This is a genomic window from Marinomonas sp. HM11-D (assembly GCF_057626615.1).
The window spans coordinates 58,428-77,990 of record NZ_JBMMKT010000010.1 but is presented as its reverse complement, the minus strand read 5'-3'; the positions used below and the strand labels follow the sequence as shown (position 1 = coordinate 77,990).

At 48.9% G+C, this 19,563-nt stretch carries 14 protein-coding genes; 4 read left to right on the top strand and 10 right to left on the bottom strand.

Annotated features, from left to right (window positions below):
• Nucleotides 1-105: 105 nt before the first annotated feature.
• The 4 genes from ACOSVP_RS13630 to ACOSVP_RS13615 all read right to left on the bottom strand — a co-directional run bounded on the left by ACOSVP_RS13630 (nucleotide 106) and on the right by ACOSVP_RS13615 (nucleotide 6,152).
• Nucleotides 106-1,104 carry a branched-chain amino acid aminotransferase gene (locus ACOSVP_RS13630; protein WP_487348037.1) on the bottom strand — a complete coding sequence of 333 codons (999 nt, stop codon included), beginning with the start codon at nucleotides 1,102-1,104 and terminating at the stop codon, nucleotides 106-108.
• 223 nt (nucleotides 1,105-1,327) lie between these two features.
• Nucleotides 1,328-2,980: a BCCT family transporter gene (locus ACOSVP_RS13625; RefSeq protein ID WP_487348036.1), complete on the bottom strand. Its 1,653-nt coding sequence runs from the start codon at nucleotides 2,978-2,980 to the stop codon at nucleotides 1,328-1,330.
• Between the two features lie 454 nt (nucleotides 2,981-3,434).
• Nucleotides 3,435-5,087 carry a BCCT family transporter gene (locus ACOSVP_RS13620; protein ID WP_487348035.1) on the bottom strand — a complete coding sequence of 551 codons (1,653 nt, stop codon included), beginning with the start codon at nucleotides 5,085-5,087 and terminating at the stop codon, nucleotides 3,435-3,437.
• A 387-nt stretch (nucleotides 5,088-5,474) separates the two neighbouring features.
• Nucleotides 5,475-6,152 (bottom strand): HPP family protein, encoded by a 678-nt coding sequence (locus ACOSVP_RS13615; protein WP_487348034.1) that lies wholly within the window; start codon nucleotides 6,150-6,152, stop codon nucleotides 5,475-5,477.
• A 126-nt stretch (nucleotides 6,153-6,278) separates the two neighbouring features.
• On the opposite strand from ACOSVP_RS13615, the gene ACOSVP_RS13610 reads away from it, so the two are divergent.
• Entirely contained in the window at nucleotides 6,279-7,127 is an 849-nt protein-coding gene (locus tag ACOSVP_RS13610) for a LysR family transcriptional regulator (RefSeq protein WP_487348033.1), read from the top strand.
• Nucleotides 7,128-7,202: 75 nt separating this feature from the next.
• Here the strand turns inward: ACOSVP_RS13610 and ACOSVP_RS13605 are convergent, their stop codons facing one another.
• Genes ACOSVP_RS13605 through ACOSVP_RS13590 form a run of 4 tightly spaced genes read right to left on the bottom strand, consistent with a single transcriptional unit; the run spans nucleotide 7,203 to nucleotide 12,405 of the window.
• Nucleotides 7,203-7,436 (bottom strand): formate dehydrogenase subunit delta, encoded by a 234-nt coding sequence (locus ACOSVP_RS13605; RefSeq protein ID WP_055463422.1) that lies wholly within the window; start codon nucleotides 7,434-7,436, stop codon nucleotides 7,203-7,205.
• Between the two features lie 21 nt (nucleotides 7,437-7,457).
• Complete coding sequence (gene fdhF, locus ACOSVP_RS13600) at nucleotides 7,458-10,331, bottom strand: formate dehydrogenase subunit alpha (protein ID WP_487348032.1); 2,874 nt, start codon at nucleotides 10,329-10,331, stop codon at nucleotides 7,458-7,460.
• 2 nt (nucleotides 10,332-10,333) lie between these two features.
• Nucleotides 10,334-11,908 (bottom strand): formate dehydrogenase beta subunit, encoded by a 1,575-nt coding sequence (locus ACOSVP_RS13595; protein ID WP_487348031.1) that lies wholly within the window; start codon nucleotides 11,906-11,908, stop codon nucleotides 10,334-10,336.
• Nucleotides 11,908-12,405, bottom strand: a complete 498-nt coding sequence (locus ACOSVP_RS13590) for a formate dehydrogenase subunit gamma (RefSeq protein ID WP_487348030.1) — start codon at nucleotides 12,403-12,405, stop codon at nucleotides 11,908-11,910. The genes ACOSVP_RS13595 and ACOSVP_RS13590 overlap by 1 nt, the downstream gene beginning before the upstream one ends.
• 566 nt (nucleotides 12,406-12,971) lie before the next feature.
• Between ACOSVP_RS13590 and ACOSVP_RS13585 the strand changes: the two genes are divergently transcribed.
• Entirely contained in the window at nucleotides 12,972-14,537 is a 1,566-nt protein-coding gene (locus ACOSVP_RS13585; protein ID WP_487348029.1) for a Re/Si-specific NAD(P)(+) transhydrogenase subunit alpha, read from the top strand.
• Between the two features lie 9 nt (nucleotides 14,538-14,546).
• Nucleotides 14,547-15,956 carry an NAD(P)(+) transhydrogenase (Re/Si-specific) subunit beta gene (locus ACOSVP_RS13580; RefSeq protein ID WP_487348028.1) on the top strand — a complete coding sequence of 470 codons (1,410 nt, stop codon included), beginning with the start codon at nucleotides 14,547-14,549 and terminating at the stop codon, nucleotides 15,954-15,956.
• 246 nt (nucleotides 15,957-16,202) lie between these two features.
• On the opposite strand, the gene ACOSVP_RS13575 is transcribed toward ACOSVP_RS13580, so the two are convergent.
• On the bottom strand, nucleotides 16,203-16,865 hold the full coding sequence (locus ACOSVP_RS13575) for a DUF1826 domain-containing protein (RefSeq protein ID WP_487348027.1): 663 nt from the start codon (nucleotides 16,863-16,865) through the stop codon (nucleotides 16,203-16,205).
• Nucleotides 16,862-18,085 carry a zinc metallochaperone GTPase ZigA gene (zigA, locus tag ACOSVP_RS13570; RefSeq protein ID WP_487348026.1) on the bottom strand — a complete coding sequence of 408 codons (1,224 nt, stop codon included), beginning with the start codon at nucleotides 18,083-18,085 and terminating at the stop codon, nucleotides 16,862-16,864. The genes ACOSVP_RS13575 and zigA overlap by 4 nt, the downstream gene beginning before the upstream one ends.
• A gap of 146 nt (nucleotides 18,086-18,231) precedes the next feature.
• On the opposite strand from zigA, the gene ACOSVP_RS13565 reads away from it, so the two are divergent.
• Entirely contained in the window at nucleotides 18,232-19,554 is a 1,323-nt protein-coding gene (locus ACOSVP_RS13565) for a DUF2252 family protein (RefSeq protein ID WP_487348025.1), read from the top strand.
• The last annotated feature ends 9 nt before the right edge of the window (nucleotides 19,555-19,563 follow it).

The window sequence follows — 19,563 nt, the reverse complement described above, 5'->3', positions numbered from 1 at the left end:
GATCGAGCTATAACCTCAAGGGCATAAAAAGGAGACTGTGTGCAAACAAAAAAGCCAGCACCTCACAAGGAGGTGCTGGCTTTTAGGCATCTGGTTCGATCGAGATTAAGCGATCTTAGTTAGCCAGCCGTGAGTATCGGGTGCTTTGCCCCACTGAATATCGTTCAGTGCTTGGCGAAGTTTTTGTGCCATTGGGCCGATTTCACCGTTGCCTACCTTGATGTCTTCACCGTTGTGGATGAAGGTGCCAACAGAGGTCAGAACCGCAGCTGTACCAGACAGCATGGCTTCAACACCTGGTTTCTTAGCACGTTCAATCAGCTCTTCTACCGATACTTCACGCTCAGAAACCGTCATGCCTAGGTCTTTAGCGATTTGTAGAATGCTTGAACGAGTAACGCCGTGTAGGAAGCTTGAATCCAAGGCTTTAGTGATGATTTCGTTGCCATCAACCAATAGGAAGTTCGCCGCACCGGTTTCAGTGATGTAGCCGTTCGGGCAGAACAGTACTTGGTCTGCTTGGTATTTTGATTTCGCTTCAAGGGTTGGAGCTAGGGCGCTAGCGTAGTTACCACCACTCTTGATCATACCCATGTGAGGTGCACAACGTTGGCCAGTTTCGTCTAGCAATAGACGCAGTGCACGTGCACCACCAGCGAAGTAATCACCTACTGGTGATAGCAGTACGTACACCATAGAAGACAAAGACGGCGCTGCTGCTTTACCTACCGCGGCTTCCGTACCGATGTGCGTTGGACGAATGTACATAGAGCCTGGAGGCGTTGGTACGTCCGCTGCGTATTCGGCAACGATGTCCACGATCATCTGAGTAACTTGTTCTTTGTTTACTTCAGGAAGTGATAGCAATTTACTGCTCTGTGCGAAACGCTCGACGTTTTGGTCCATTCGAAACACGTGCACGCTGCCGTCTTCGTGACGGAATGCTTTCAAGCCTTCAAAACAAGTGCTTGAGTAATGCAAGACGTGCGCACCTGGGTGTAGAGAGATGCTGTCAGAGGCAACGATCTGAGACTCAGACCATTGATTGTTTTCGAATGTTGCTAATGCCATTTTCGGCATAAACACGCTACCAAAAGCCGCCATTATGAGTTCCTATTGAATGAAATTGCGAAAAGGATATGTGCCATTAAGTTTGGGCAGGCGATTAGATTGGATGTCCAAGACTTAATCTCAAAATACTAAAACAGAATGGTCTTGTAAGAAAGTGAGATTACCGGATTACGGCGTTCTTGCTCTTAATTATCAATATTTACGACGTGATTTATAACTTAGCCACAGACCAAGCGGTCTGTGGCTAAGAGGAGCATTAGCGATTATTCAAAATCGCAATATAGTGATCGGTACGGTCGGTCTGATTCTGAGGCGCAATTTCGCGAATTTGTTGTACCCCTTCAAAGTCCGCACGCAAAGATTTCATTAGCGCATACATCATCATAAACATGATAAAGGCAAACGGCAGGCCAGCGGCCAAAGACGCGGTTTGCAGGGCTTTTAAGCCGCCCGCAAGTAACAACACCGAAGCAATCGCGCCTTGGCCCAAGCCCCAGAAAATGCGGTAGCTTGATGGTGGGTTTTCATTGCCCATGGAAACCAAGGTGGTGATCACCAGCGTGCCAGAGTCGGATGAGGTAATGAAATAAGTGACGATTAAGACAATCGCAATCAGTGTTACCACAGGGGTTAACCAACCTAGCTGCAGATGTTCAATCACCACAAACAGCGGTTTGGAAATATCTTCGTTTACCGCAGCAATAATACCACCGGTGCCAAAACCGCCCTCGGCGAACAGTTCGTAGTACAAACCGGTCGAGCCAAAGATCGACATCCATAGGAAGGTCACCAGCGTTGGCACCAGTAATACGCCGAGACAAAATTCACGGATGGTACGGCCTTTGGAAACGCGGGCGATAAACATGCCCACGAACGGTGCCCAAGCAATCCACCAGCCCCAGTAGAACACGGTCCACCAGCCTTGCCATTCCCCCTTAGGATCCGGATCCACCCAGAAGCCCATCGGGATAAAGTTCATGATGTAGTCACCGATGTTTGTGACAAAAAAGCCAAGCACAAACACCGTTGGTCCGGCCAAAATAAACACCACCAGCAAGACAATCGACATCCACATATTGGCTTCAGACAAAATCTTAATGCCTTTGCCGACCCCTGAAACCGCCGAGATGGTAGCGAGTAGGGATATCACGGCAATGATGATCACCTGAGAAGTGGTGTCTACCTCAATGCCAAACAAATAACTAAAGCCTGCGTTGATCTGGCCAGAACCAAATCCTAGCGTAGTCGCCACACCGAATAGCGTACCAAAAACTGCCAGCAGGTCCGCCACATGGCCACGCCAGCCGAAAATTTTATCGCCAAAGATCGGGTATAAAGCCGAGCGAATGGTGAGCGGAAGATCATGACGGTAGGCAAAATAGGCCAACGCCAAACCGACGATCACATAGACCGCCCAGCCGTGTAAGCCCCAATGCATAAAGGTGATCTGCATGGCGGTATTGGCCGCGGCAAGGGTGTTTTCTGTGCCTGGGGCGAGGAACGGGTTGCCTTGAATATGATAAGCCGGTTCGGCAATAGACCAGAACAGCAAGCCCACCCCCATGCCGGCCCCAAATAACATGGAGAACCAAGTGAAGTAACTGAACTCTGGGCGCTCATCATCTTTGCCTAAGCGGATGGTACCGTATCGGGAGCACATCAGGTAAAAGGTAAAGCCAAGGAAAATACACATGGATAGGACGTAGAACCAATCTAGGTTGGTTTGAATCCAATCTTGTAATCCAGAAAAGGTGCTGGCGGCATAGTCCACATCGAACATGGTGAACAGTAGAAAGGCCAAGATGAGGCCTTTAGAAAAAAAGGCCATGCTCGGGTTGAGATCCCGAAACATACCCTTATCGGCGAGGATGACGTAGTCCGTCTCGGACTGCTTAGATTTTGTTCCCATTGGAAGACCTTTATGAGTGTTCTCGATAGTGACTCGTTAGCGATCAAGGGATGAGCCGACGTTGATCGCTGCTTTTAGCAAAACCAATGCTTAAAAAGGAGCGTTTTAACGGCGCGTCAAATGAGAAGGGTGCTCAGCGGATGGAACTGATATGTTTAAAAAGCGAAAATTAGAATTCATAATCCATTGATTTGAAATGAAAAATAAAAACATTTCATGCCTGTTTTATTTTCTTGTTATGCCGTCCCAGCCTAACCAATAAAACACCCTGTGCAATGATGCTAACACTGTATGTCGAACCATTATGGTATAAAGCAGTACCTCATGAGTACCGTGTCGGGTCAGATGGCTATCTTTCCGACGCTTACGGGCAACTTGAATGAACATTTAATTACAGCGCTTAAACAGAGTTGATTTATGAAAAGAAAGGCGCTCTTTTGAGCGCCTTTCTAGCCTAGCGATTATTCAAAATGGATATGTAATGATCAGTACGATAGGTATGTTTCTCTGGGGCGATTTCGCGAATCTGTTGCACCCCTTCAAAGTCGGCACGCAGGGACTTAATGAGTGCATACATCATCATAAAGATAATGAAGGCAAACGGTAAACCAGCGGCTAGAGAGGCGGTTTGCAACGCTTTCAAGCCTCCTGCGAGCAGTAATACGGCTGCCACAGCTCCTTCGCTCAGTCCCCAGAAAATACGATAACTGGAAGGTGGATTCTCATTGCCCATGGACACTAGTGTGGTAATGACCAGGGTGCCCGAGTCAGACGAGGTAACAAAGTAGGTAATAATCAAAATCACTGAGATAAAGACAACGATGGGGGTAAACCAGCCCATGCCGAGTTGTTCAATGACCACAAACAAAGGTTTGGAAATGTCTTCATTGACGGCTGCAATCACGCCGCCGGTACCGAAACCTGCGTCGGCAAATAGCTCCATAAATAGCCCTGTGCCACCAAAAATTGACATCCATAAGAAGGTAATCAAGGTGGGTACAATCAGTACGCCTAAACAGAACTCACGAATGGTGCGGCCTTTGGAAATGCGCGCAATGAACATACCGACGAATGGTGCCCAAGCGATCCACCAGCCCCAGTAAAATACGGTCCACCAGCCTTGCCATTGACCTGCAGGATCAGGGTCGACCCAAAAGCCCATCGGAATAAAGTTAATAATATAGTCACCCAAGTTGGTGACAAAAAAGCCCAAAACAAAGACGGTTGGTCCAGCAATAAGAAAGATGGAGATCAGGATGATCGATAGCCACATATTCAATTCAGATAGAATCTTAATGCCGCGGCCGACACCGGATACCGCGGAAATGGTAGCGATAACCGACACCACAGCAATGATGATCACTTGCTCAACGGTGCCGACGTCAATGCCGAACATATAGTGTAGCCCAGCATTAATCTGGCCAGCGCCCAAACCGAGCGTAGTGGCCACCCCGAACAGAGTACCGAAAATCGCTAATAGGTCGGCCACGTGGCCGCGCCAGCCAAAAATCTTATCGCCAAAGATTGGGTACAAGGCGGAGCGAATCGTCAGCGGTAGCTCATGGCGGTAGGTGAAATACGCCAACGCCAAGCCTACGATTACATACACCGCCCAACCGTGTAAGCCCCAATGCAAGAAAGTCACCTGCATGGCGGTATCGGCACCGGCCATGGTGTTAGCGGTATTGGGCGCTAGAAAAGGGTTGCTTTGAATATGGTAAGCCGGCTCGGCGATCGACCAGAACAACAAGCCAATCCCCATACCGGCACCAAACAGCATAGACAGCCAAGAGAAGTAGCTGAATTCCGGGCGATCATGGTCTTTACCCAAGCGAATGCCCGCATACTTGGAACACATCAAATAAAAGGTAAAGCCCACAAAAATACACATGGATAAGACATAGAACCAATCAAGATTGGTTTGAATCCAAGATTGCATGCTGGAGAACAGACTGGCGGCCTGATCCACGTCGTAGAGGGTGAAGGCGACAAAGGCCAAAATCAGCCCCTTAGAGAAAAGAGCCATGTTTGGGTTTAAGTCCCGAAACAGGCCCTTATCGGCGAGTATGACATAGTCCGTATTGGACGATTTTGCTTTCGTTCCCATTTTTATAAACCTTTTTAGAGTACTTATTAATGAGACGTTAGCGGTCCAGTGTGCCCCCGTAAACTCCCTAAAAACTAATATAAAGCATAAGTCTTGCTAATGTTATTTTTTGGCAAACTCTTTTTCATATAGGTGTTCGGGTTTACTTATACTGTGAACGGGATGGGGTTTGTATTTGTTGCTTCGATATTTTTTATATTTATCAATGCCTTATTTTTAGTTTTGAGTGTTTCTCAATCTCAAATTAGAGAGGCTAGGCTTGTACTATAAAATATTGAGAGGCTATATATTATTTATATATTGTTTTTATTTATGTTAAGGGTGGCGTTTTAAGTGGGCTATTAGCCATATTTCCGACGCTTCCAGACAACTAGAATAAAGCTGTCATTACAGTTTATTGGTGTGTTTGGATTGTTGTGCTTCCACATAAAGACTTTTCAGTTCTTCGAGGCTGATATCGATAAACACATCGTGCTGTTGTAACACGCGATGCAGATCTTCTAACTCAACCGAATCTGTGTTGTTCGGCTTGGCTTGTTGCTGGGTGAACCAAAATAAAGGGTAGCGACGCCAATGAAAGGCGTTATTGAGCAGGATGGCTAGCATCACAATCACGCTGATATTCAGTAGAAAAGCCAAGCAGGTTTCCTGCAATGGAATATGCTCAATCCCTGTAACAAAGAAAAACGCGGTGGCAGCGCCCGGTGGATGAAGGCAGCGAAGATAATGCATCAGTAGCACGGTCGAGCCGACTGCCAAGGCCGCCGCGAGAATGCCAGAACCTAGAAAAGTACCAGCCAATACCCCTATCAGCATCGCCAAAGCTTGTCCGGCCAGTACTGGCCAAGGCTGCGACAACGGACCGTGAGGTAGCGTAAAGACTAAAAAGGCACTCGCTGCCGAAGAAGCGAAAAACAGTAAATGGGTTTCGTCGGACAAGCTCCATTGTGTCAGCATGGCAACGACAGCAATGGCTAAACAAGTAGAACCCCCCGCAATCAGGCGTTCCCAATGGGACGTTGGATTACTTTCCACGCCAATCTTTTGTGCTAATGATGCCCACATGTGCTGATGTCCTCCTATTCTGACGCGTCAGATGGTTGAGATAGCTGCATGGTAGCGACTCTTTATAAATAGATATAATGAATATTAACTGATATATAATTCAATAAAATTGCATTAAATGGGGCGATGATGGACGTTGAGTTAGCAAAAACCTTTTTGGAAATCATGCAGTCCGGCACTTTTGCCAAAGCGGCAGAACGCTTGCATGTGACGCAAACCACAGTGACGGCACGCATACAAACCCTAGAACTGCAGCTTGGCTGCAAGGTGTTTATCCGTAATCGCCTAGGGGCCCGATTAACACCGGAAGGGGAGCGCTTTGCGCGTTATGCTCGCGAGTTGATCAGTGTTTGGCAGGCAGCACAGCATGCCTGTCAGAATCCAGATGAGTCTGCACTGACGCCCTTAGCGCTTGGAGCTGAGCATAGTCTTTGGAATCCGGTGATGGTGGAGTGGTTGGCTGCTTTGCAAAGTGCTCAGACCTTTCAGCTCACCAGTCATGTGGCGACAACCGATGTACTGTATGAAGACATTCGCCAGCAACGCTTAAATGCAGCGTTGGTGCATAGCGCCCGTTATTATCCCGATCTACAGATAGAACAGGTGGCGGAAGAGAAGCTGATTCATGTGGCGTCTACCAAGCAGTCGACACCTGATTTATACATTGATTGGGGGGAGGAATTTGACCAGCAATTTGATCGCTGCCTGCCCTTTAGTCGACAGACAGCCATGCATTATTCCCATGGGCCACTGGCGTTGCATGTGATGTTGCGTCAGGGGGGGAATGGGTATTTTCGTACACGTGTGGTACTGCCACATTTGGAGTCTGGTGCGTTACATGTTGTTGAGCGTTCACCAGAGTTTCACTATCCGATTTATTTGGTCTCGCGCCCCGAGCGTCAACCGGAGAGTTTTGATGAGGTAAAGCAAATCCTACATCAGGTGATTGAACAAACCGAGCAGTGGCTAATTTAACAATTTTAAAAATAGCAGGCATAAAAAAAGCCCCTTACGAGAAGGGGCTTTTAATCGTTAAGCGATGATTAGAGCTTAAGCGCTGACTTTTGCCGACAGACGCTGTGCCGCCACTAGGGCCGCTGGCTCAAACTCTTCAGTACCTTTCGCAAGTTGCTCCGCTAGGATCTTCTTCATGCGACGTGACCAGAATTTAGTGATGTGGTTTTCCACCATATCCGCTACTTCTGATTCAGTACCTGCACTCACATTGTTTTGCGCAATGTGGTTGATCATGGTTACGATGCTTTCTTCTTCAGTATGAAACATAGTTTATCTCTCAATACCTACTTATTTAACCGCACTGTGTGCAGACGCTGAGCCACGTAGGAACTCGTTCTGGCGCTCGTGGTTGTCTTGGAAGTTCTTCTGCCATTCAGATGGCTGAGATACTTTCTCGACTTGAACCGCGGTCACCTTGTACTCAGGACAGTTAGTTGCCCAGTCCGAGTTGTTCGTAGTGATTACGTTAGCGCCACTGCCTGGATGGTGGAACGTTGTGTATACCACACCAGGTTGCATACGTTCGCTGACTTTCGCACGTAGTACGGTTTGACCTGCACGGCTGGTGATGCCCAACCAATCGCCAGTCTTGATACCGCGCTCTTCTGCATCGTGAGGGTGCAACTCAAGGATGTCCTCATCGTGCCAAGCTTGGTTATCAGTACGACGTGTTTGCGCGCCTACGTTGTATTGGCTCAAGATACGGCCAGTCGTTAGCAACAATGGGAAACGGCTGTTAGCACGTTCTGTTGTTGGTACGAATTCAGTTACCGCAAATTTCGCTTTACCTTCGTCACCGATTGGGAAGCTTTCAGTGTGCATGATTGGCGAGCCCATTGGGAACTCGTCGTTACATGGCCACTGCAAACTGCCGTGTTCTTCTAGTTTCGCGTAGCTTACGTTAGCGAAGCTTGGTGTTAGGCTCGCAATCTCATCCATGATTTCAGATGGGTGAGAGTAGCTCATTGGGTAACCCAATGCGTTTGCTAGGTCGACCGTTACTTCCCAGTCTTCTTTACCTGCGATCGGTGCCATGACTTTACGTACGCGGTTGATACGACGTTCCGCGTTAGTGAAGGTACCGTTCTTCTCTAGGAAAGTAGAACCTGGAAGCAATACGTGAGCGAATTTCGCTGTTTCGTTCAAGAAGATATCTTGTACGATCAAGCAATCAAGCGCTGCTAGTGCGGCTTCAACGTGTTGTGTGTTCGGGTCAGACTGAGCGATGTCTTCACCTTGTACGTACATAGCACGGAATTCACCAGACAATGCGGCATCGAACATGTTCGGGATACGTAGACCTGGCTCGTCGTCTAGTGTTACGCCCCAAACTTTTTCGAAGCGGGCACGGGCAACCGCATCCGATACGTGTTGATAACCTGGTAGCTCGTGTGGGAAAGAACCCATGTCACAAGAACCTTGTACGTTGTTCTGACCACGTAGAGGGTTTACACCTACACCTTCACGACCGATGTTACCGGTTGCTAGGGCAAGGTTGGCGATACCCATTACCGTTGTTGAACCTTGGCTGTGTTCCGTTACACCTAGACCGTAGTAGATCGAAGCGTTTTTCGCAGTCGCGAACTTACGTGCAGCTTCACGTACTTTCTCTGCTTTAACGCCAGTGATGGATTCTACTGCTTCTGGTGCATGACGCTCATCGATGATGAACTCGCGCCATTTCGCGTACGCTTTAGTATCACAACGAGACGCGATAAATTCTTTGTCTTCGTAACCTTCTGTCACCACTACGTGTGCTAGAGCGTTAACCATAGCAACGTTGGTGCCTGGGCGTAGTGGCAAGTGTGTTGCGTCGCCTAGGTGTGGTGTGCTCAGTAGGTCGATCTCACGTGGGTCGGTAACGATCAAGCTTGCGCCTTCACGTAGACGACGACGCATTAGCGAGCCGAATACAGGGTGAGCGTCGGTAGGGTTAGCACCGATAACAAGGATACAGTCAGAGAACATAACTGAGTCGAATGTTTGCGTACCCGCAGATTCACCTAGGGTTTGCTTCAGACCGTAACCGGTTGGGCTGTGACATACACGCGCACAAGTATCGGTGTTGTTGTTACCGAATGCCGCACGGATCAGTTTCTGAACCAAGTAAGTTTCTTCGTTGGTACAACGAGAAGACGTAATACCACCGATACTTTCACGGCCGTATTGCGCTTGGATTTCTTTTAGGCGTTTCGCTGCGAAACCGATCGCTTCTTCCCAGCTTACTTCTTTCCAAGGCTGGTCGATCGAATCACGGATCATTGGCGCTTTGATACGGTCTTTGTGGGTTGCGTAACCGAACGCGAAACGACCTTTAACACAAGAGTGACCGTGGTTCGCATCACCGTCTTTCGCCGGTACCATGCGTACTAGCTTGTCGCCTTTCATTTCAGCGTTGAAAGAACAGCCGACACCACAGTATGCACAAGTTGTGGTCACGCTGTGTTCTGGTTGACCCATGTCGATGACAGAGTTTTCCATTAGTGTTGCGGTTGGACAGGCTTGCACACAAGCACCACAAGACACACACTCAGAATCAAGGAATTGCTCGTCTTGGCCAGCGGCCACTTTCGAGTCAAAACCACGACCGTCGATGGTCAGTGCAAAGGTACCTTGAACTTCAGAACAAGCGCGCACACAGCGTGAACACACGATACATTTGCTCGCATCGAACGTGAAGTAAGGGTTAGATTTGTCTTTTTCAGCGTGTAGGTGGTTGTTGCCTTCGAAGCCGTAACGTACTTCACGAAGACCAACGGCACCGGCCATGTCCTGTAGCTCACAGTCACCGTTTGCTGGACAAGTTAGACAGTCTAGCGGGTGATCAGAGATGTACAGCTCCATGATGTTACGACGTAGCTTAGCAAGCTTGTCCGTTTGCGTAGATACTTTCATGCCCGCATCAACTGGCGTTGTACAAGACGCTGGCGTACCACGACGACCTTCGATTTGCACCGCACAGATACGGCAAGAACCGTAAGCTTCTAGGTTGTCGCTCGCACATAGTTTAGGGATGTTGATGTCATACATCGCCGCAGCGCGCATAACTGACGTACCTTCCGGTACGGTCACTTCTACACCGTCGATTTCTAGCGTCACCATCTTCTCGCTCAGAGAAGCGGGTGTGCCGTAATCCTTATTAGGGTCAAAATGTTGCAACATGATCAGACCTCCTTCGCTTGGGTCGCTGAAGCTGCATTCTTAACGAAGTCCTCAGTAAAGTGTTTCATGGCACTTTGGACTGGGAATGGCGTCATACCGCCCATGGCACAAAGAGAACCGTCTAACATGGTTTCACATAGATCAGTTAACAGTTCCATATTGGCATCGACGTTTTGGCCTGCGCGAATACGGTCGATCACTTCGACACCGCGAGTTGAGCCAATACGGCAAGGTGTACACTTACCACAAGACTCGGCAACACAGAATTCCATAGAGAAGCGTGCTTGCTCACTCATGTCCACTGTGTCGTCAAACATCACCACACCACCGTGACCAAGCACGGCTTGTTTCTGGCTAAACTCTTCGTAACCAAGTGGCGTATCCCACTGGCTTTCTGGTAGGTAAGCTCCTAGTGGACCACCCACCTGAACCGCACGTAGAGGACGACCGCTGCGCGTACCGCCACCGAATTCGAACATCAGTTCTTTGAGTGTTGGGCCGAACGCTAGTTCCACCAAACCACCGAATTTTACGTTACCTGCTACTTGGAAAGGCAGAGTACCGCGTGAGCGACCTACACCTACGTCAGCGTACGCTTTTGCACCCTTATCAAGGATGAATGGTACCGCAGCAAGAGAAAGTACGTTGTTCACAACCGTTGGCTGACCGAACAAACCAACGATCGCTGGCAATGGTGGCTTAGCACGAACTAGACCACGCTTACCTTCTAAACTTTCTAGTAGTGAGGTTTCTTCACCACAGATGTAAGCACCGGCACCCATACGCACTTCTAGGTCGAAGTGTTTACCACTACCTTGGATGTCAGCACCCAATAGGTTGTTGTCGTAAGCGGTTTGGATAGCGCTGTTCAAGTTTTCAATGGATAGCGGGTATTCAGAACGGCAGTAGATGTAACCTTGTGTCGCGCCAACAGCAAGACCTGCGATGGTCATACCTTCGATCAGCATGAATGGGTCACATTCCATCACCAAACGGTCAGCGAAGGTACCAGAGTCACCTTCGTCGGCGTTACAAACGATGTACTTTTGATTTTTTGGTGATGGCACATCAAGCACAGTTTGCCACTTGATGCCGGTAGGGAAAGCCGCACCACCACGGCCACGTAGGCCTGATTCTTTTACTGCATCAACGATTTCTTGTGATGACAGTTTGATCGCGTTCGCTAGACCTTTAAAGCCGTCTTTCGCTTTGTAGTCTTCTAGGGACAGCGGATCGTTGATACCAATACGTGAGAACGTGAAACGCTCTTGACGTTTTAGGTAAGGGATTTCTTCCACTAGGCCAACGGCCAATGGGTGCTCAACGTTGCCTTTGTAAAACTCAGCAACGAATAGAGACTCGATATCGCCTTCTTTTACTGGGCCAAAGCCGTAACGACCTGCGTCAGTTTCGACTTCTACCAAAGTTTCTAGCCAGTAAAGACCGCGCGTACCGTTACGACGTACTTCAACGTCAACTTTGTGTTCTTCCGCTACGATCTCAATTAGACGAGCGATGCGGTCAGCACCACGCGCTTTAGCGGTTGTATCAGAAGGAACGTGAATGCGAAACGTCATTACAGAATCTCCACTCGATCGGTTTTTAGGCTTTCCACTAGCTCGTCGAAGCGTGCTGCATCAACGTCTGCGTAAATGTCATCACCAACACGAATAGATGGACCGCATGAACAGTTACCTAAGCAGTAAACTGGCTCAAGGGTAATGTTACGGTCTGGTGTTGTTTGGTGGTAATCCACACCCAAAGAAGACTTGGCGTGAGCTTCCAATGCACGAGCACCTAGTGCCTGACACGCTTCTGCACGACATACTTCAACCACGTGACGACCTGGTTGATGGGTACGGAAGTGGTGGTAGAAGCTGATCACACCGTGAACTTCTGCGCGAGTCAATTTCAAAGCCTGAGCAATCAGGGAAACAGCCTCGTCAGGGATGTATGAAAAGCGATCCTGAATAGCGTGTAGAATCGGCAGCAGAGCGCCTGGCTTAGACTTAAGCTCATCGATGATGGCTTGGGCAGTCACTGGCTCCCATGCAACTGCTTTCAATGTAGTCATTGTATTTCCTCCTGTCGCCCAGCTACAAAGTTGATTTCGTAATCTGGCGGAAGTGTTGCTTATTATTGTAGCGGTTAATGTGCGTTAAGGCAGTGTAGTTGAGTTGTGAGATTCCTGCGATTCACAACCCCAAAGCCACTAACGCTGTCAAGAGTTTAAAACTGGTGCGCACCTTAGCACAGCCCAAATATTGTCATTTATCTTATTGCGACACTAATTGAGTGCTTTAAGGCATCGCGATTTATAAATTTGAAACTGGCAAGAATTGTTTGAATTTTAAACAAAGCAATGCGCAGAATCACTTTTTTCGTTCATATTTTCTACTCTCTCGCTCTTTCGTATCAAAAAAAGTTATAGCTGACATAAAAAAGTCATGAAAAAACAAAAAATCGTCGTTATCGCGACGGGGGCTGACGCTTGTGTGCAAGATTAGTGCGTTTAGCTGGTTTCTAATTGCATACGCCCAATTATGGGTGATAGTCCACATAAGTGTCGTGAATGGCACCATTGTAGGGCAAAAATATAAATACGGCTAAAACTCGGACAAGAATAAGTACGGCATCATTATGAAGATTGGTATACCGAAAGAGATAGAAGACGGCGAACTGCGGGTGGCCATGACCCCAGCAGTCGCTGAAAGGGTCAAACAGCTAGGCTTCGATCTAGTGATTGAGAGTGGCGCAGGTGAAGCCGCGTCTTACTCTGACGAAGCATACATTGCAGCAGGCGTTGAAGTGACCAGCGATACCAAATCGCTATGGCACAATTCAGACATCCTGATTAAAGTGCGTCCACCGATTGAACACCCAGAGCTAGGCTTTTATGGCATTGAGCTGCTAGGTAAAGATCAGACGCTAATTAGTACCCTCTATCCTGCGCAAAACTCAGTGAAGCTTAATCAGCTAGCTGAACGAGGCACGAATGCGGTGGCGTTAGATGCCGTTCCACGTATTTCTCGTGCACAGAAGATGGACGTGTTGAGCTCGATGGCAAACATCGCCGGCTACCGTGCGGTAGTGGAAGCAGCACAACACTTTGGACGTTTCTTCACGGGCCAAATTACCGCTGCGGGTAAAGTACCACCGGCAAAAGTATTGGTTATCGGTGCGGGTGTAGCAGGTTTGGCTGCCATCGGTGCTGCGAAGAGCATGGGTGCGATCGTTCGTGCGTTCGACACGCGTCCAGAAGTAAAAGAACAAGTGGAAAGTATGGATGCTGAATTCCTTGTTCTAGATTTCAAAGATGAAGATGGCAACGGTGAAGGCGGTTACGCCAAAGTAATGAGCCCTGAGTTCATTGCCGCGGAAATGGCGCTATTCGCAGAACAAGCGAAAGACGTTGATATCATCATCACGACAGCCCTAATTCCAGGTAAACCTGCACCAGAATTGATCACAGAAGAAATGGTTCGCTCGATGAAACCAGGCAGTGTGATCGTTGACTTGGCAGCAGAGACGGGTGGTAACTGTAAACTGACTCAAGCCAATGAGATCGTGCAGAAGCACGGCGTGACTTTGATCGGTTACACCAACCTACCAAGTCGTATGGCGGCGCAATCTAGCCAATTGTTCGCGACCAACATTTACCACCTACTAACAGAATTGTGCCCTAACAAAGATGGTCAGATCGATCTGAACATGGAAGACGAAGTAATTCGTGGCGCAACTGTTGTGAAACAAGGCAACATCACTTGGCCACCACCAGCACCACGTCTGTCTGCTGCGCCTAAGAGTGATGTAAGCGAGCCTTTGCCGGAGGCAAAAACAGCCAAGAAAGAAGAGAAGAAGCCAAGCGCGTTTGGTTTCCTAATCCCAGTCTTCATTATTGGTGCATTACTAATGGGTGTAGGTAGCGTAGCGCCTGCCGAGTTTATGGGACACTTGACCGTCTTTGTATTGTCGTGCTTTGTCGGTTATATGGTGGTTTGGGGAGTTAGCCACTCTCTGCACACGCCACTAATGAGTGTTACCAATGCCATCAGTAGTATCATCGTGGTCGGTGCTTTGACACAGATCTCGAACGATAGTCCGATCGTTGCGATACTGGCTGCTCTGGCAATCTTTATTACCAGCATTAACATCGTCGGCGGCTTTGCCGTGACGCATCGTATGCTGAAAATGTTCCGTAAGTAGGAGACGACAATGAACTTTGGAGTAATGACGGCTGCCTACATCGGAGCCAGCGCCTTATTCATCATGGCACTGGGTGGCTTGAGCCACCAAGAAAGCGCGCGCCGCGGTAACATCTACGGCATCCTAGGCATGGGCCTAGCGATGGCAGTGACTATCATCGGTGCAGTAACAGATAACTACGGCCTACTACTGTTAGGTCTAGTACCTGGTGGTGTGATCGGTTACATCCTAGCGAAACGTGTAGAAATGACATCGATGCCAGAATTGGTAGCGATCCTACACAGCTTGGTAGGTTTGGCTGCGGTATTCGTAGGCTTTGCCAACGCATTAGGTCACGGTGTGTACGAGTCAGTTGTGGCTCAGCGTATCCATGACGTGGAAACGTCACTAGGTATCTTTATCGGTGCGGTAACCTTTACGGGTTCTTTGATTGCTTACTTGAAACTAAGCGGCAAAGTATCGGGTAACCCACTGCAACTGCCTGGTCGTCACATGATCAACCTTGCGATCGTATTGGTGTCTTTGTACCTAATCGTTGAATTCGCAGCGGTAGGCGCAGCAGATGGTATGGTTTACCTATACATCATCACTATCCTAGCGTTGGTATTCGGTGCTCACCTAGTAGTTGCGATCGGTGGTGCGGACATGCCAGTAGTAGTGTCAATGTTGAACTCCTACTCTGGTTGGGCAGCAGCGGCAATGGGCTTCATGCTAGGTAACGACCTGCTAATCGTAGTCGGTGCCCTAGTAGGTAGTTCAGGTGCGATCCTGTCTTACATCATGTGTCGTGCGATGAACCGTAAGTTCTTGAACGTTATCCTTGGTGGTATCGGTACTAAGAAGAAAAAAGCATCTCCAGCAGCTGGTGCTGCGGTAGAAGAGCAAGGCGAGATTGTAGAAATCCAATGCGAAGAAGCCGCTCACATGCTTGAGTCTGCGAAAGAGGTCATGATCATTCCAGGTTACGGTATGGCGGTAGCGCAAGCGCAGCACACTGTATTCGAGATCACTAAGAAACTTCGTGAAAAAGGCGTGAACGTGCGCTTCGGTATCCACCCAGTAGCGGGTCGTATGCCGGGTCACATGAACGTATTGCTAGCTGAAGCGAAAGTACCATACGACATCGTGTACGAAATGGACGAAATCAACGATGATTTCCCTAAAGTAGACGTATCGGTTGTTATCGGTGCTAACGACATCGTTAACCCTGCGGCAAACGAAGTAGAAGATAGCCCAATCGCGGGTATGCCAGTCCTAGAACCTTGGAAAGGCAAACATACTATCGTGCTTAAGCGTGGTATGAGCCGTGGTTACGCAGGCGTAGAAAACCCACTGTTCTTCAAAGACAACACGCGTATGTTGTTCGGCGATGCGAAACAAACGGTTGATGCCCTGTTGAAGCATTTGTCAGCTGACTAATCTTAGCTGGCGATAAAAAGAAGCCCGAGGCATCCGCTCACGCCTCGGGCTTTTTTTCGTCTAAAGGAAAGTAACTGATGGCTATTTATACTGAGGTATTGAATAGCGATCAGTAATCAAGACTGAGAACAGTGGGTCGAGGCAAAGTCAGCTTACGGCCCGCCCAGACGGCACATCCCTGTGCCGATTGGGCTACGCAGGCATCCTGCCTGCTGGCCTTTAAGCTAATCTTTGCCTCTGAAAACTCTACGCCATATCTAGCGTGAGTAGCAGGCGGTATTGGCCATTCTCTACGCCTGGCGAACGATGTACGATGCCGCGGCCTTCATTGCCTTCCCAACGCTCGCCTTTTAATAGCGCAACGTCACCCACACTGATTTGCTGGATGCCGGCATCCGCTTTGATCAGGCCAGACGAGCCATCTGGTTGACCATTGCTGCCACGTCCTAGTTTTTGGCGATTAAGGTGGTGTTCTTCCAACCATTGTGTCGCTGGGCCTTGGTAAGTGGTGATCAAACGACAAGGCACTTGGTCTACATGAAAGCGTGGACACATGGCGCGATCCACTTGCGTTAAACGCAGGCCTGCAGTGTTTAAATCAAATAAACAGCAGTAGGCATCGACCAGTAACGCGATATCACGAATCAAAGCTTCACGCCCGTCGACATTGGGAAGGCCTCGTTCAAGGGACTTGGTAACGTTCTCAGGTGTGACGATCTGATTCAGGGAAAAGTTATTACCTGCGCTAAGAAGCGTAGCCACCGCTTGCTGGGTGTCTTCTTCTAAGTCTCGCTGCCAGACCATTAGGTTCACATCGTCTTGATAGATGCCAGCAAGACCCGATAACTCTTCGGAAAAGTCGGCGATCGGTGCGCGCAAGGCACCGAAGGTTTCTTCAACTACACTCACGCCGCTGCTCCTGGTTGCCACTCTGGGAACGGATCTTCCAGCTCTTGCCAAGTCGCTTTGCCTTGTAGCAGTTCGTCTTCGGTCAGCAGTGCTGCCTCTAGAGCCTTCGTCATGGCGTCTTGATCAAGGTTTTGGCCGATAAAGACCAGCTCTTGGCGCATATCGCCAAAGGGTTCTACCCAGCTGTCGTTGATGATGGCGAGTGATTCTTCATCTTGTGGCCAGTACTGACGCGGCACCGCATGCCAGAACATGCCGGCAAAGCCGTATTGTGCGATGCCGCCCGCTTGGCTCCATTGACCTGCGAACTCTGGGCGAGAGGCCAACCAGAAGTAGCCTTTTGAACGGATCAGTTTGCCGTATTGCTCAGTACTGTGTAGGAAGGTGTGGAAGCGTTTTGGGTGAAATGGTTTGCGTGCCACAAAACTAAAACTTCCAATGCCGTATTCTTCGGTTTCTGGTGTGTGCTCGCCGCGCATTTCTGCTAACCAACCTGGGGCTTGTTGAGCTTTTTCAAAGTTAAACAGGCCAGTACCAAGCAGCTTTTCATTCGGCACTTGGCCGCGCTCCATTGGGATAATCTCCGCTAGACTGTTGAGGCTGCGCAAGATGGCTTTGAGTTCATTCAGCTCGGCTTCACTGACCAAATCAATTTTGCTGATAAGCAATAGGTCGGCAAATTCCACTTGGTCGACCAATAAGTCTGCCACGTTACGCTCATCGTCTTCGCCCAGGGATTCGCCCGCTTCTTTGATGCTTTTTGCGGTGTTGTAGTCTTTTAAGAAGTTCACCGCATCCACGACGGTGACCATGGTATCCAAGGTGGCGATGTCCGAAAGGCTAACGCCTTCTTCATCGGCAAAGGTAAAGGTTTCCGCTACGGGCAAGGGTTCAGAAATCCCAGTCGATTCAATCACGAGGTAATCAAATTTATTCGCTTCGGCAAGCTTGCGTACTTCGATCAATAAGTCTTCGCGCAGGGTGCAGCAGATACAGCCGTTGCTCATTTCGACCAGCTTTTCTTCGCCGCGGTTAAGGGAAACTTCTTGTGAAACGAACGCCGCATCGATGTTGATTTCGCTCATATCGTTAACGATCACGGCGATACGTAGACCGTCGCGGTTATTTAATAAGTGGCTCAGTAAAGTGGTTTTGCCCGCGCCAAGAAAGCCCGATAGCACAGTGACCGGTAGGCGCTTGAAAGTGGAAGGTGTGTTCATGATTCTCTCCTAGAAAACTTAAAATGTTATAACATAACATTGATTTTTTGTAAAAGCGTGTTGCTTTCTTGTGCAATCCCTTAGACCTCGCGGGAGAATGCTTTTATTATTGATCTCTTGGTCGAGATTAAAGAATGAGGTAGCCAGTGTCCGAACGCGAACAACAGCTGATGGAAGTGATTTCCCGTGTCGATGGCGTCATGCCAGGCTCGGGCTTAAAGAAGCATCGCAAGATGGTAAGCAGTCCGTTCGTGATGTTGCGTGGCGCATCGTCGGTGTTTTACCAAGATCTGGCCAACTTAACCTTCCGTTTACCAGAAGCGATTGAGTCTTGGCCGTTAACCATGGTGATGGGAGATTGCCATGTATCGAACTTTGGCTTTTTTAGCGAAGAGGGCTCCCATGGCGACAATGTGATTTTTGCGCCGAATGATTTCGATGATGCCTGTGTTGGTCATGCGGGTTGGGATTTGCTGCGTTATGGTGTGAGCTTGCTTTTGTGTGCTGATCATTGCCAAGGGGCGATAGAAGGGCGTTATCAGCTATTAGAACCGCTGGATAAAACTAAGGTGATTAGTGCCGAACAAGCTGGTCTGGCCTTAACCGCCTTCTGGCAAAGTTACCGCGCAACCTGTCAGCAACTGGTCGATCAAACCATCGATTATCAACAGGTGTTGCAGCAATTTGATGATGAACATGTGCTGTATAAGTTGGAGCAAAAAGCGCTGAAACGCCAAACGGGTGGGGCAGACTTTCTGACCAAAAGCTCACTGGCTAAGGCGGTGGATTTAGATGCTCGCCCCCTCGCTTTTCTAGAGCTACCTGAGAAATTTAAACCGGTAGATGGCTCCACCTATCGGGCGATAGAGAAGGTGTTTGCGCCCTATGTGGACGACCATATTCTCGACATCGTGGAACGTGTTGGAGCGGGCACGGGCTCGGTGAATATGAAACGCTTCTACTTATTGGTGGGGCCAGAAGATGTGAGCCAAGAGGCATTGCATCTCTGCCACATTGTCGAAGTGAAAAAGCAGCGTGCCGCGGCGCCCTTGTTTGAGTACGAAGACTTAAGTCTGACTAACCTGTTGTCGCCAGCCCACTTAACCGTGAACTGTCAGCGTCGTATGCAGCGTAATCCAGACTTAGTCTTGGATGATGTGTTGTGGCGTAAAAGCCATTGGTTAGTGCGCTCGCGCCATCATGCGCGGGTGGGCATTGACCCCGAAGACATCGCCTGTGGCAAGCGTGCGCTAAATGGAGGTTTTCAAGCCTATGCAAGTGCTTGCGGTGAGGCGCTAGCCTTAGCTCATGCTCGTTTTGATCGCCGTTCTAAACGCTTTGAAACAGCCGTACTGGAAACTTCTGATGAGGTTTGGCAAGCGCTGGAAAGCTTACAGCGAGACTACGCTGAGCAAGTCAAACGTGACTGGCAATGGTTGTCTTCCATAGAGGCCCCTCTGACCTTATAGCCTTAAGAG